The sequence below is a fragment of the Aquipuribacter nitratireducens genome (assembly GCF_037860835.1).
Lineage (GTDB): Bacteria > Actinomycetota > Actinomycetes > Actinomycetales > JBBAYJ01 > Aquipuribacter > Aquipuribacter nitratireducens.
In genome coordinates, this window is the sequence record NZ_JBBEOG010000001.1 from 163,647 (window position 1) to 176,356 (window position 12,710).

At 75.8% G+C, this 12,710-nt stretch carries 10 protein-coding genes; 6 read left to right on the forward strand and 4 right to left on the reverse strand.

Features of this window, described 5'->3' with window-relative positions; all coding sequences use genetic code 11:
* The first annotated feature begins 4 nt into the window (after positions 1–4).
* Positions 5–2,197 carry a thioredoxin domain-containing protein gene (locus WAB14_RS00735; RefSeq protein WP_340266427.1) on the forward strand — a complete coding sequence of 731 codons (2,193 nt, stop codon included), beginning with the start codon at positions 5–7 and terminating at the stop codon, positions 2,195–2,197.
* Positions 2,198–2,210: 13 nt separating this feature from the next.
* On the opposite strand, the gene trhA is transcribed toward WAB14_RS00735, so the two are convergent.
* The gene (trhA, locus tag WAB14_RS00740; protein WP_340266429.1) at positions 2,211–2,915 is read right to left on the reverse strand and encodes a PAQR family membrane homeostasis protein TrhA; all 705 of its coding nucleotides are present in this window, start codon (positions 2,913–2,915) and stop codon (positions 2,211–2,213) included.
* Positions 2,916–3,083: 168 nt separating this feature from the next.
* Between trhA and WAB14_RS00745 the strand changes: the two genes are divergently transcribed.
* The gene (locus WAB14_RS00745; RefSeq protein ID WP_340266431.1) at positions 3,084–3,848 is read left to right on the forward strand and encodes an isoprenyl transferase; all 765 of its coding nucleotides are present in this window, start codon (positions 3,084–3,086) and stop codon (positions 3,846–3,848) included.
* 144 nt (positions 3,849–3,992) lie between these two features.
* The gene (locus WAB14_RS00750) at positions 3,993–5,294 is read left to right on the forward strand and encodes an RNA 5'-3' helicase PhoH2 (protein ID WP_340266433.1); all 1,302 of its coding nucleotides are present in this window, start codon (positions 3,993–3,995) and stop codon (positions 5,292–5,294) included.
* Here WAB14_RS00750 and WAB14_RS00755 read toward each other — a convergent pair.
* A complete protein-coding gene (locus tag WAB14_RS00755) occupies positions 5,266–6,216 on the reverse strand; it encodes an SDR family NAD(P)-dependent oxidoreductase (RefSeq protein WP_340266436.1) in 951 nt (316 codons plus the stop codon). The genes WAB14_RS00750 and WAB14_RS00755 overlap by 29 nt on opposite strands.
* Before the next feature lie 53 nt (positions 6,217–6,269).
* Here WAB14_RS00755 and WAB14_RS00760 point away from each other — a divergent pair, with 53 nt between their 5' ends.
* Positions 6,270–6,830: a TetR/AcrR family transcriptional regulator gene (locus WAB14_RS00760; protein ID WP_340266438.1), complete on the forward strand. Its 561-nt coding sequence runs from the start codon at positions 6,270–6,272 to the stop codon at positions 6,828–6,830.
* On the opposite strand, the gene WAB14_RS00765 is transcribed toward WAB14_RS00760, so the two are convergent.
* Positions 6,820–7,419 carry a hypothetical protein gene (locus WAB14_RS00765; RefSeq protein ID WP_340266440.1) on the reverse strand — a complete coding sequence of 200 codons (600 nt, stop codon included), beginning with the start codon at positions 7,417–7,419 and terminating at the stop codon, positions 6,820–6,822. The two genes, WAB14_RS00760 and WAB14_RS00765, sit on opposite strands and share 11 nt — an antisense overlap.
* Before the next feature lie 101 nt (positions 7,420–7,520).
* On the opposite strand from WAB14_RS00765, the gene WAB14_RS00770 reads away from it, so the two are divergent.
* Positions 7,521–8,636: a DNA polymerase IV gene (locus WAB14_RS00770; protein ID WP_340266442.1), complete on the forward strand. Its 1,116-nt coding sequence runs from the start codon at positions 7,521–7,523 to the stop codon at positions 8,634–8,636.
* A gap of 51 nt (positions 8,637–8,687) precedes the next feature.
* Positions 8,688–10,253: a sensor domain-containing phosphodiesterase gene (locus WAB14_RS00775; protein WP_340266444.1), complete on the forward strand. Its 1,566-nt coding sequence runs from the start codon at positions 8,688–8,690 to the stop codon at positions 10,251–10,253.
* 61 nt (positions 10,254–10,314) lie between these two features.
* On the opposite strand, the gene WAB14_RS00780 is transcribed toward WAB14_RS00775, so the two are convergent.
* Positions 10,315–12,666 carry a zinc-dependent metalloprotease family protein gene (locus WAB14_RS00780; protein ID WP_340266446.1) on the reverse strand — a complete coding sequence of 784 codons (2,352 nt, stop codon included), beginning with the start codon at positions 12,664–12,666 and terminating at the stop codon, positions 10,315–10,317.
* Positions 12,667–12,710: the final 44 nt, after the last annotated feature.

Sequence of the window (12,710 nt, forward strand, 5' to 3'; positions counted from 1 at the left end):
GAGCATGCCGAACCGCCTGGCCGGCTCCACGAGCCCGTACCTGCTCCAGCACGCCGACAACCCCGTCGACTGGTGGGAGTGGGGGCCGGAGGCGTTCGAGGAGGCCCGCCGCCGCGACGTCCCCGTGCTCGTGAGCGTCGGGTACGCCGCGTGCCACTGGTGCCACGTGATGGCGGCGGAGTCCTTCGAGGACGACGCGACAGCCGGGCTCGTCAACGACGGCTTCGTCGCGGTGAAGGTCGACCGGGAGGAGCGCCCGGACGTCGACGCCGTCTACATGCGCGCGACGACCGCCCTCACCCGCCACGGCGGCTGGCCCATGACCGTCTTCACCACCCCGGACGGGCGCCCGTTCCACGCCGGGACGTACTTCCCGCCCGACCCGCGCCCCGGCATGCCGTCGTTCACGCAGGTGCTCGACGCCGTCGGCGACGCGTGGCAGCAGCGCCGCGACCAGGTCGAGGCGACCGCCGACCGGCTCGCCCGCGCCATCGGCGGCGAGGGCGCCGCACCCGTGGCAGGCGTCGACGTCCCCACGGCCGGCGAGCCGCTCCTGCCCGAGGGTCTGCTCCGCGACGTCGTCACCGGGCTGCTCGCCGACGAGGACACCGTCCACGGCGGGTTCGGCGGCGCACCGAAGTTCCCGCCGTCGGCCGTCCTCGCCTTCCTCCTCGTGTGCGGGGACGACGACGGCTACGACCTCGCCGCCCGGACGCTGCGCGCCATGGCCCGGAGCGGGATGTACGACCAGGTCGAGGGCGGCTTCGCCCGCTACGCCGTCGACGCCGGCTGGGTCGTGCCGCACTTCGAGAAGATGCTGTACGACAACGCCCAGCTCGCCCGCGTCTACGCCCGCTGGTCGGCGACGACCACCGACCCCGCGGACGCCGCGACGGGGCTGCGTGTGGCGGTCGAGACGTGCACGTGGCTGCTCGAGCGGCTCGGCACCGCCGACGGCGGCCTCGCCTCCGCCCTCGACGCCGACACCCCGGCCCCGGCCCCGGGCGCCGACCTCGACGCGCTCGGGCTCACCGGTCTCCCGGAGTCGGGCCTGCCGGGCACGAGCCACGGCGTCGAGGGCCTCACGTACGTGTGGACCCCCGCGTCGCTCGTCGCCGCCGCGGGCGAGGACGACGGCCGGTGGGCCGCCGACGCGCTGGGGGTGAGCGAGCACGGCAGCTTCGAGGGCGGGACGTCGACGCTGCGGCTCACCCGCGACCTGTGGGACGAACGGACCAGGCCCGCCGGGGTGCCGCCGCGCGAGGGCGACCCCGCCCGTTGGGAACGGGTGCGGGCCCGGCTGCGCGAGGTCCGTTCCCGGCGACCGCAGCCTGCCCGCGACGACAAGGTGGTGGCGGCGTGGAACGGGCTGGCCGTCGCCGCGCTCGCCGAGACGGGCCTGCTCGCCGGACGACCGGACCTCGTGGCCGCCGCGCGTCGCGTCGCCACCGTCGTGCTCGCCCGGCACGGCGTCGAGGGCGACGACGGACTGCTCCGGCTGCGTCGCGTGTCCCGTGACGGCACCGTCGGTGCGCACGCCGGGGTCCTCGAGGACTACGGCGACCTCGCCGCCGGGCTGCTCGCCCTCCACGGCGTCGACGGCGACCCGCAGTGGGCGGACGCCGCCCGCCGGCTCGTGCGGACGGCGCTCGCCCGCTTCGTCGACCCGGCGACCGCGTCGTGGCAGGACATCGCCACCGACGAGGCCGACCCCGCCCTCGCCCGCGCCCTGGGTGGACGCGCTGCGCTCTCGGACCCCGCCGACAACGCCCACCCGTCCGGGCCGTCGGCCGCGACGGGCGCCTGCCTGCACGTCGCCGCACTGTTCGGCGACAGGGACGCGCGGGCTGCCGCCGAGAGGGCCCTGCGCGGGGCGGTGCCGCTCATGGCCCAGGCGCCGCGCTTCGCCGGGTGGTGGCTCCACGTCGCGGCCGCCGCCCTCGACGGGCCCCGCGAGGTCGCGGTCGTCGGGCCGTCCGCCGGCGGCGCCCGAGGGCGCCTGCAGCGGACGGCCCTCTCCTCCCGGGCGCCCGGGCTCGTGCTGTCGGTGGGGGAGGACGGCGCGGAGGGGCCGCCACTGCTGGCAGACCGCACGGCACGCGACGGTCGGGCGACGGCCTACGTCTGCCGCGGCTTCGTCTGCGACGCCCCGACGGACGACGTGCACGTGCTCGCCCGGCAGCTCGCCCGCGCGTGACGGGCGCGGTGGCTCAGCGCTGGGCGAGGACGACGAGGAGCACGCCGGTCCAGTGCGCGGCGAAGGCGAGCACGGTGGCCGCGTGGAAGATCTCGTGGAAGCCGAACACCGTCGGGAACGGGTCCGGGCGCTTGAGCGCGTAGACGACCGCGCCGCCGGAGTACAGCAGGCCCCCGGCCGCGAGCAGTGACACGACGAGCGCGCCGCCCGAGGCGTAGAGGTCCGGCAGGAACCACACCGCCGTCCAGCCCAGCACGATGTAGATGGGGGTGTAGAGCCAGCGCGGCGCGCCGACCCACAGGATGCGGAACGCGATCCCCAGCGCCGCGCCGCCCCACACGAGCCACAGCAGGAGCTGCGCCTGCGCCGGTGGCAGCAGGAGCACCGAGTACGGCGTGTACGAGCCGGCGATGAGCAGGAAGATGCTCGAGTGGTCGGCGCGCTTCAGCAGCACGCGCGTGCGCTCCGACCAGCTCCCGCGGTGGTACGTCGCGCTGACGGCGAAGAGGGTCGTCGTGCAGAGGGTGAACACGACCGTGACGACGCGCGTGGTGAGGTCGGGCGACAGCGCGACGAGCAGGAGGCCGCCGAGCAGGGCGAGCGGCGCGGTGCCGAGGTGGAGCCACCCGCGAAGGAGCGGCTTGACGAGGGCGAGCGCCTGCTGCCGGGTCGGCACGCCGACCGCGGGTGCGGTCGGTCGGTGGGAGTGCGTGCTCACGGGACGAGCGTAACCTACGCGACCGTAGGTTACGCCACCGTAGGTCCGATGACCCGGTGTCACGTCCCTCACACCGGTCGTCACGCCCGGGCCTGCGCCGTCAGCCCCGTCCGGGGGGCCCGCGGCGGTACCGTGTGCCCGCGGACGCTCGGGGTCGGAGGAGGTGCCGTGGGACTACGCGTGCTGGCGTACCGCGCCTACCAGCGGGTCCTCCGTTCCAGGCTCGCGCCGTCGGCGCTCCCGCGCCACGTCGGGGTCATCATCGACGGCAACCGCCGCTGGGCCGCCGCCTACGGCGCGACGCCCCGGCACGGCCACGCCGCCGGGGCGGACAAGGTCGTGGAGTTCCTCGGCTGGTGCGACGAGGTCGGCATCGACGTCGTCACGCTGTGGCTGCTGAGCACCGACAACGTCACCGCACGGAAGTCCGCCGAGCTCGACGCGCTCCTCGAGATCATCCCCGACCTCGTCGACCGACTCGCCGAGACCGGTCGCTGGCACGTCAACCCCGTCGGGCGCCTCGACCTGCTGCCCGCCCCGATCGCCGCGCGGCTCAAGGAGGTGGGGGAGGCGACGGCGGCCATCGACGGCATCACCGTCAACCTCGCGATCGGCTACGGCGGCCGACAGGAGATCACCGACGCCGTGCGCTCGCTGCTCGCCGAGCACGCCGAGCGCGGCACGCCGCTGCACGAGCTCGCCGACACCCTCGACGTCGCCGACATCTCCCGCCACCTCTACACCCGCGGACAGCCGGACCCGGACTTCGTCATCCGCACGTCGGGGGAGCAGCGGCTGTCGGGCTTCCTCCTGTGGCAGAGCGCGCACAGCGAGTACTGGTTCTGCGAGGCGTACTGGCCGGAGTTCCGCAAGGTCGACTTCCTCCGCGCCCTGCGCTCGTACTCGACCCGGCACCGCCGCTTCGGCTCCTGACGGGCAGTCGCGGCCGGCGGCGCGCCGGGCGGGTGACCGGGTGCGTGTCCTGCCCCCGGGGGTCGGGTGGGCGTCGTAGCGTGGACGGGTCGGATGCTCCACCGGTACTGACCAGGGCGCCGGGCGCCCGGGCGGGAGACGACCATGAGCGACGCGACCACGACGAGGACGTACGTGCTCGACACGTCGGTCCTGCTGTCCGACCCGGACGCCCTGTTCCGCTTCGACGAGCACGAGGTCGTGCTGCCGGTCGTCGTCATCTCCGAGCTCGAGGCCAAGCGGCACCACCAGGACCTCGGCTACTTCGCCCGCCAGGCCCTGCGCCACCTCGACGACCTCCGCATCGAGCACGGTCGCCTCGACGTCGCCCTGCCCGTCGGGCGCGGCGGCGGCAGCCTGCGCGTCGAGCTCAACCACACCGACGACTCGTGCCTGCCGGCGGGCTTCCGCCTCGGCGACAACGACACCCGCATCCTCGCGGTGGCGAAGAACCTCGCGGTCGAGGGCCGCGACGTCGTCCTCGTGAGCAAGGACGTCCCGCTGCGTGTCAAGGCGTCCGCCGTCGGCCTGCGTGCCGAGGAGTACCGCGCGGAGATCGTCGCCTCGTCGGGCTGGACCGGCATGGCCGAGCTCGACATCGCGGCCGACCTGATGGCCCAGCTGTACGGCGACGGCGTCCTCGAGCACGACGCCGTCCGCGACCTGCCGTGCCACACCGGCCTCGTCGTCCACTCCGAGCGCGGCAGCGCCCTCGCCCGGGTCACGCAGGACAAGCAGCTGCGGCTGGTCCGCGGCGACACCGACGTCTTCGGTCTCCACGGCCGCAGCGCCGAGCAGCGGATCGCCATCGACCTGCTGCTGGACGACAGCATCGGCATCGTCTCCCTCGGCGGGCGCGCCGGCACCGGCAAGTCGGCCCTCGCGCTGTGCGCCGGCCTCGAGGCGGTCATGGAGCGCCGCGAGCACAAGAAGGTCATGGTGTTCCGGCCGCTGTACGCGGTCGGCGGCCAGGACCTCGGCTACCTCCCCGGCTCCGAGGCGGAGAAGATGAACCCGTGGGGCCAGGCGGTCTTCGACACCCTCGGGGCGCTCGTCTCCGACGAGGTCGTCGAGGAGGTCATGGACCGGGGGATGCTCGAGGTGCTGCCGCTCACGCACATCCGCGGTCGCTCGCTGCACGACGCATTCGTCGTCGTCGACGAGGCCCAGTCGCTCGAGCGCAACGTCCTCCTCACGATGCTCAGTCGCATCGGGCAGAACTCGAAGGTCGTCCTCACCCACGACGTCGCGCAGCGGGACAACCTCCGCGTCGGGCGCTACGACGGCGTCGTCAGCGTCATCGAGAAGCTCAAGGGCCACCCGCTGTTCGCCCACGTCACCCTCACGCGGTCCGAGCGCAGCCCCATCGCCGCGCTCGTCACCGACGTGCTGGAACGGCCCGAGTGAGCTCCTCGCACACCTGCCACAGCCGGTCCTGCCGCGCGCGGTCGTAGGTCGGCGGCGCGGTCGCCCGCACACGACCGAGCTCGACGTAGGCCCCGTGGAGGCCGGCGTGGGTGTCACCGAGCGCGAGCCCGGCGAGGTGGCCGGCCGAGCGCCGCGCGGACGCCGCGCCGGGCAGCACCTGCATCGCGGGCATGAGGTTCTCCCACACCCACCGCTTGTACGCCGGCATGTGCCGGCCGAGACCCGTGCCCGGGACGAGGCCGGGGTCGTAGACCGACAGCCGGTGCGGTGCCGGGAGCTCGCGGGCCCACCGCTGCGCGAGGGTCACGAGGGCGAGCTTGCTGTCGGCGTACGCCCGGCCGCCCGCCGTCGCCGTCGCCCCCGCAGGGGTGGTGTCCGGCGCGGCGAGCTCGGCCGGGTCCCGCCACGCGGGGGAGGGGAGGAGGCCGAACGTCGCCGCGCGCCCCCGGTGGCTGCTCGAGCCCAGGAGGACGACGTGGGCGGCCGGGGCGAGCGCCGGCAGCAGACCGCGGACGAGGGCGTGCTGGGCGAGGACGTTGACGGTGAACGTCGCCTCGTGGCCCTGCGCCCCGGTGTGGTGGCGGTCCTGGTACTGGATGCCCGCGTTCGCGACGACGACGTCGAGCGCCGGCAGCGTCCCGGCGGTGACGGCGTCGACGACCCCGGCCGCGGCGGCCGCGACGGCGTCGAGGTCGAGGAGGTCGACGACGACCTCGTCGACGACTGCGCCCGTGGCCCGTGCCCGCTTCGCGGACGCGCCGAGGGTGGCCGGGTCCCGACCGGCGAGCACGAGGCGGGGGCGGCTCCGGTGCGCGGCGAGGGCGTCGACGAGGGCGGCGCCGAGGCCCCTCGTCGGTCCGGTGACGAGGACGGTGGGCGATGTGATGTCAGTGTCTGCCATGACGCCCATGGTGAGTGATGTCAGTTCCTGACGCAAGGGCTACGATCGCCGCCATGCCACGGTGGCCGGGGGACTCGCGCGAGCGGCTGGTCGGCGCCGCGATGCGGCTGTTCTCCGAACACGGGTACGCGGCGACGACGGTCGACGACGTCGCCGCGGCCGCGGGTGTCACGCAGCGGACGTTCTTCCGGCACTTCCCGGACAAGGAGGAGGTTCTGTTCGCCGACGACGAGCACCTCCTCGCCGCCGTCCTCGCCGCCGTGCGCGCCGGCGACCCGCGGCACCCGCTCGCGCACATGCGGCGGGCGCTCGACGACGTCGCGGCGGGGCTGGAGCCCCAGGAGGACGCGCTGCGGCGCCGGGCCCGCGTCATCGAGGGCGACGTCGCCCTGACGGGGCGGGAGCTGGCGAAGCAGGCACGCTGGACCGCCGCCGTCGCGGGGGCGCTGGGGGAGGCCGGGTACGAGCCGCACCGGGCGGACCTCCTCGCCCACGTCGGCTTCGCCGTGTTCCGCTACGCCCTCGGGGCGTGGCTGGCGGACGCCGGGGGCCCGGGGCTGCGGGAACGCCTCGCGGGCGCGTTCGACGACCTCGAGGGGTCCTTCAGCGGGTAGCGGCGCGGACCGCCTCGCCCAGCTGCTCCCACGAGACGGCGCGCGCGCGGTCCTGCACGGCCCGCAGCCCGACGGCGACGCCGAAGTGGCGTACGTCCTCACGTGCGAGCACGTAGAACTCCCACTGCCGGTGGTCGACGACGTCGACCTGCGAGCGGTGCGTCGCGGTCTGCAGGCACAGCACGTAGAGGTCCGCCCGCGCGGCCGCCCCGAAGTCGCTGCGCGGGGTCTCCTCGGCCCGCCCGCCGCCCCGGGTGCGCCCCCACGTCACGGTGCCGGTACGGGGCCGGCCGTAGGCGTCGAGGTGAGCGGCGGACATCACCTCGATCGTCGTGCCCTCGGGTGTGACGACGTCCCACGTGTCGGTGTCGCGTCGCGGCCGGCTGAGGTCGGCCTCGACCGCCCGGGCGACGAGGTACTCGGCCACCGCCTGCCGGACGATGGTCGCGAGGCCGTCGGAGAAGGCCCACGACCACACGTCCGTCACGCGCGCGCCGTCCGGCGTCACGACCTCGTCGGGTGACAGCAGCGCGGTGTCGGGCTCCGTGCCCGCCGCCGACCCCGTCCGGACCTCGGCTGCCTGGCTCATGCCTCCACTGTCCTCCGCCTGTCGCCCGGCTTCACCCCGGCGCGCGGGTTCGGGACGTTCGTCCGGTCGGGGCATCCTCCGAACGGCCCGCGACGGGCAGGATGCGGAGGGTGGCCTCGCGGTGGGTGCTCCACGTCGACCTCGACCAGTTCGTGGCCGCCGTCGAGCTGCGCCGGCGGCCCGAGCTCGTGGGGCTTCCCGTCGTCGTCGGCGGCGACGGTGACCCGCGGCGACCGCGGCAGGTGGTGGCGACGGCGACGTACGAGGCGCGCGAGCGCGGGGTCCGCTCCGGGGTGCCGATGGCCCGGGCGCTGCGGCTGTGCCCGGACGCCGTGTTCCTCCCGCACGACGCGGCCGCCTACGACGCCGCCTCGGCGGAGGTCATGGCGGTGCTGCGGCACCTCGAGGCCGACGTCCCGGTCGACGTCGAGGTGCTGGGGTGGGACGAGGCGTTCCTCGGGTGCGAGACCGACGACCCGCAGGGACTCGCGGAGACGGTGCGCGCGGCGGTGCGCGGGGCGACGGGGTTGTCGTGCGCGGTCGGCATCGGCGACAACCGCCTTCGGGCGAAGACCGCCACCGGGTTCGCCAAGCCCGGCGGCATCGCCCGGCTCACGGCCGAGGACTGGGACGCCGTCATGGGGGAGCGGCCCGTGCGCGAGCTGTGGGGGGTCGGTCCGCGCACCTCCGCCCGGCTCGCCGCGCTCGGCGTCACGACGGTCGCCGAGCTCGCCCGCGCCGACCACGTCCTGCTCGCGGAGCACTTCGGGCCCGCGACCGGACCGTGGCTCGTCCTGCTCGGGCGCGGTCGCTCGGGCGCCGACGTCGACCCGACCCCGTGGCGGGCGCGGTCGGTGAGCCACGAGACCACGTTCCCGACCGACCTCCGCACGGCGGCCGAGGTACGCGAGGCGGTCGCCCACCTCGCCGCCCGCGTCGCCCACGACGCCGCAGCCGACGGTCGCGCGGTCGTCCGGGTCGCGGTCAAGGCACGCACGCGGCCTTTCCTGACGAGCACCCGCAGCGTGCCGCTGCGGCCGCCGCTGCAGGGAGACGCGGTCACGGCCACCGGTGCCGTGACCGACGCCGCGCTCGCGGCCCTCGACCGGTTCCCCGGTGGTGCGGGGGAGCCGGGCGACGACGGGGTCCTCGCCCGCCCGGTCCGGTTGCTCGGGGTGCGCGCCGAGCTCGTCACCGACGGTGACGACGGCCGCTAACCTGGGCGCGGGCCGTGGCGCCGCCCCGGCCGGAGGCAGAGGGGGTCCGTGGTGCCGTCAGGCTCGACCGCCCTGTCCCGTGCCTCCACGCGGCACGTCGAGGCCCGGCTGCGGGAGGTGCTCGCCGACCCGCAGCGGCGGGACTCCGACCTCGACGTCCACTTCCAGCCGATCGTCGCGCTGCCACGGGGCGACGTCGTCGAGGTGGAGGCGCTCGTCCGCTGGCACGACGAGCGGCTGGGGGAGGTGCCGCCGGACGTGCTCGTGGGCGTGGCCGAGGACAGCCGGCTCGTCGGGGACCTCGGCCGGTGGGTGCTCGAACGCGCGTCCCGGGCCGCGGCGTCGTGGCCCGACGGGGCAGGTGGGCGCCCGGCCGTCGCCGTCAACGTCTCCCCCCTCCAGCTGGAGGAGCCGGGCTTCGTCGACGACGTGCGCGGGGCGCTGGCGCGCTCGGGCCTGCCCGCGGACGGCCTCGTGCTCGAGGTGACCGAGGCGGTCGGCGTCGCCGACCCCGGGGCCACCCACTCGGTCCTCAGCACGCTGCGCCGGGACGGGGTCCGGGTCGCGCTCGACGACTTCGGCATGGGCCGGTCGTCCCTCACGCTCCTGCGCGACCTCCCCCTCGACCTCGTGAAGATCGACCGGTCGTTCGTCTCGGGACCACGCCGCGGCGCCAGCGACGCCGTCCTCCTGCGGCTGCTCGTCGACGCGTGCCACAGCCTCGGGCTGCAGCTGGTCGCCGAGGGCGTGGAGGACGAGGCGCAGGCGCGGACGGTCACCGCGCTCGGGGTCGACCGCGCGCAGGGCTGGTACTTCGGCCGACCGGCGCCCGACGCCGACGGGGTCGGCGCGGCGTCCCGGGCGCCCGTCCCGACGCCGCTCGACGTGCGCGCGGAGGTCGTCGGCCCCGACCGGCCGACCCACCGGCCCGACGAGTTCGTCCTGGTCTCGACCCCGGACCACCGCGTCCTCTTCGCCTCCTCCGCGGTGCACGACGTCCTCGGCTACCTCCCGGCCGAGGTCGCCGGCGGCGCCCTCACCGCCTTCGTCCACGAGCCCGACGTCGCCCTCATGTCCGACCCGGACGACGTCGCGACCGCACCGGGGGAGCGGCTGCTGCGGGTCCGGCACCGGGACGGGAGCCTGCGGTACCTCCGCAGCCGCACCGACGTCGTCGACGACCCCGACCACGGCCCGCGCGTGGTGACGCTGTGCCGTGACGTCACGCCGGTCGAGCTCGACAGGCGCGAGGCCCGGGTGGCGGCGAGCACCTTCGAGCGCGTCTTCGAGGAGGCGCCGTGCGGCATGAGCGTCACCGGCCTGGACGGTGTCATCCGCTCCGCGAACCGCGCGCTCGCCGACCTCTACGGACGCGGCCCGGACGAGGTCGTCGGCCGTCACATCGACGACCTCACCCACCCCGACGACCGCGCCGTCGACGCCGTCAACCTCGCGGCCCAGGCGGGTGGGGCGGTGGAACGTGTCACGGTCCGCAAGCGGGTGCTCCGCCCGGACGGCGCCGTCCTGCCCGTCGAGGTCGTCGCGAGCGTCGTGCGGGACGAGGACGGGACGCCGTCGCTCATCGTCGCCCACGTCACGGCGGTCGTCGCGCGCTGAGCCGTCGGCAGTCGGCAGGCGGCAGCCGGCAGTGCGGTCGGCCGGCCGGCCGGCGCCCGGCTCAGCCCGCGGTGGACTCGACGGTGAGCGTGCGGGTCGCGCTGAGACCGCCCGGGGCGCTCGCACGGACGACGACCGTCCAGCGGCCGACGGCGGTGGTCGTCCCGAGCACCCAGCCGGTGCGCTCCACCCGCAGCCCCGGGGGCAGGGACCCGCTGTCGACGGTCCAGCCGTGCCGGCCGGTCGGGCCGCCGGTCGCCGTAAGCCGCGCCGAGTACGGGACACCGGAGCGCACGCTCGGCAGGGACGTCGTCGTGACGGCGACAGGGGCGACGGCACGGACCTCACCCGTCCACCGAGCCGTGCGGCCGTCGGCGTCGGTGACCCGCACGGTCGGCTTCCAGCGTCCGGGGCGGGTGGGTCGCCCGGTGAGCTGCACCGTCGTGCCGGTGAGGGTCGTGCTCGACAGCACCATGCCGGGCGGTACGGCGACCGACGTCAGCCGGTACGGCGCTCGCCCGCCGCTGAGCGTGAGCGACACCGCGGCGCTCCGGCTCGTCGAGGCCGTGGTCTCCCGGGGACCGCTCACCCGCGCCGCCCGGGCGACCGGGAGCTGCAGCGTCGTCGTGACGGACGTGGTCGGGCTCGTCACCCGGACAGGGACCGGGAGGCTGGTCGGTGGTGCCGTCGAGGACGGCGCGGTGAGCGTGCCCCCGAGCACCCCCGCGCTGCTGAGTGTGAGACCGGCTGGGGCGGTGCCGGCGAACGACCACGTGAGCGGGCTGCCGTTGGCGGCGCTCAGGGTGTGGGAGTACCGCACGCCGTAGGTGGCGGCGGGCAGGGGGCTCGTCGAGGTGACGACGAGGTCGGTGGAGGAGCTCGTCTCGACGGTGAGGGAGTACGTCCCCGTGCTGCCGTACGCGGTGTAGCCGGGGGCGGGCGTCGCCTGGCCCGTGCCGCGCACGACGACCCCGTACGTGCCGGCCGGCAGCGAGCCCACCTGCAGCCGGGCGTCGAGACCGGTCGGCCACGCCGAGGTCCCGTCCCACGCCGACGGCGGGTTGTCCGCGGCGACCGTCGTGCCGTCGCCGCGGACGAGGGTGAGGCTCGCGTCGAGGTTGCCGCCGGGGGCGAGCGGCCGGACGGTGAGGGTCGTGAGTCCGCCGCCCGCGGTGAAGGTGAACCAGTCGGAGTCCGTCGGGGTCGACACGACGCCGTCGACGCTGACGCGCCCGCCGGCCGGCGCGCCGAGCGCCGTCGCCGCCGCGAGGCTGCCGCCGTGGTCGTCGGGCCGGGCCGGCGCGCCGTAGGAGCGGATGACGGCGTAGTCGTCCTGCAGCCCTGTCGTCGTGAGCCGGTTGATCGCACCCGGGTACTCCCCGCGCGACCACTGCGTGAGCGGACGGGTGCTCGCGCCCATGATCGGCGCCCACAGCCCGTGCCCGGAGTAGTAGTCGAGGGTGCCGCCGGACGTCTGGATGCCGTCGTGGTCGAGGCCGAGGTTGTGGCCGACCTCGTGGGAGACGATGTCCGCGACGGTCGCCGTGCCGTAGCCGGGGTGGAAGACGAACGCCGGCTGGTAGTAGGCGTGCCGCGTCGGGTCGTCGTAGTTGCCGACGTACGCGATGCCGCCGCAGCCGCACAGGCGGAAGCCCTCCTCGCGGGTGACGACCGCGCGGGTGCCGAAGCGGGTGTCGCCGGTCCCGGAGCGGGTGATGTCCGCGTCGAGCGGCTTCTCGGTCGTGACGTCGACGTCGAACGGCGCGTAGTCGTCGGCCACCCGCCGCCAGATCTCGAGCACGGCCTGGCGCTCCGCGGCGGAGAACGTCGACCGGTCGGCGTCGAGGGAGAAGGCCGGCGCGCTGAACGACGACAGCGACAGCTGCGAGTTCCAGCCGGTGCCGGAGACGACGTGGCCGTCGAAGTCGAGGTACACGACCCGCTCGGCGCCGGGGCGGGAGTGGAGGGCGAAGACGTCCGTGCTGCCCGCGAGGGGCGCCTCGGCCGTCGTGAGGGTGTCGTCGCCGTCGGAGCCGGGGGCCTCGGCGTGGGCGTGCTCGTCGGCCGGTTCGTCGTGGCCGACCTCGAGGCGCGGCTCGACGTAGAACGGCAGGCCGCAGCGGTCGAGCCACAGGGTCGAGTCCGCCACCAGCGTGTCGGTGAGGACGTCGACGTCGACGTCCGCGCGCGCCTCGAGCTCGGCGGTGGCGTCCGCGGGGAGCGCCTCGACGGCGTCGGCCGCCGTCACGCCGTTCGCGCGGCCCGGCAGCAGCACCTCCCCGTCCCCGGGGCACGGCACGGCGCTCGCGCCGGGGGCGCTGGCCCCGGCGGGGGACGCCGACCCGGCGAGCAGGGGCAGCGCGACGGCGACGGCCACGAGGAGCGCCGGGCCGCGGGAGAGGGGAGACCGCACGGCGACATCGTCGGCGCACGGGCGCCCCGACTGCAGCGATATGA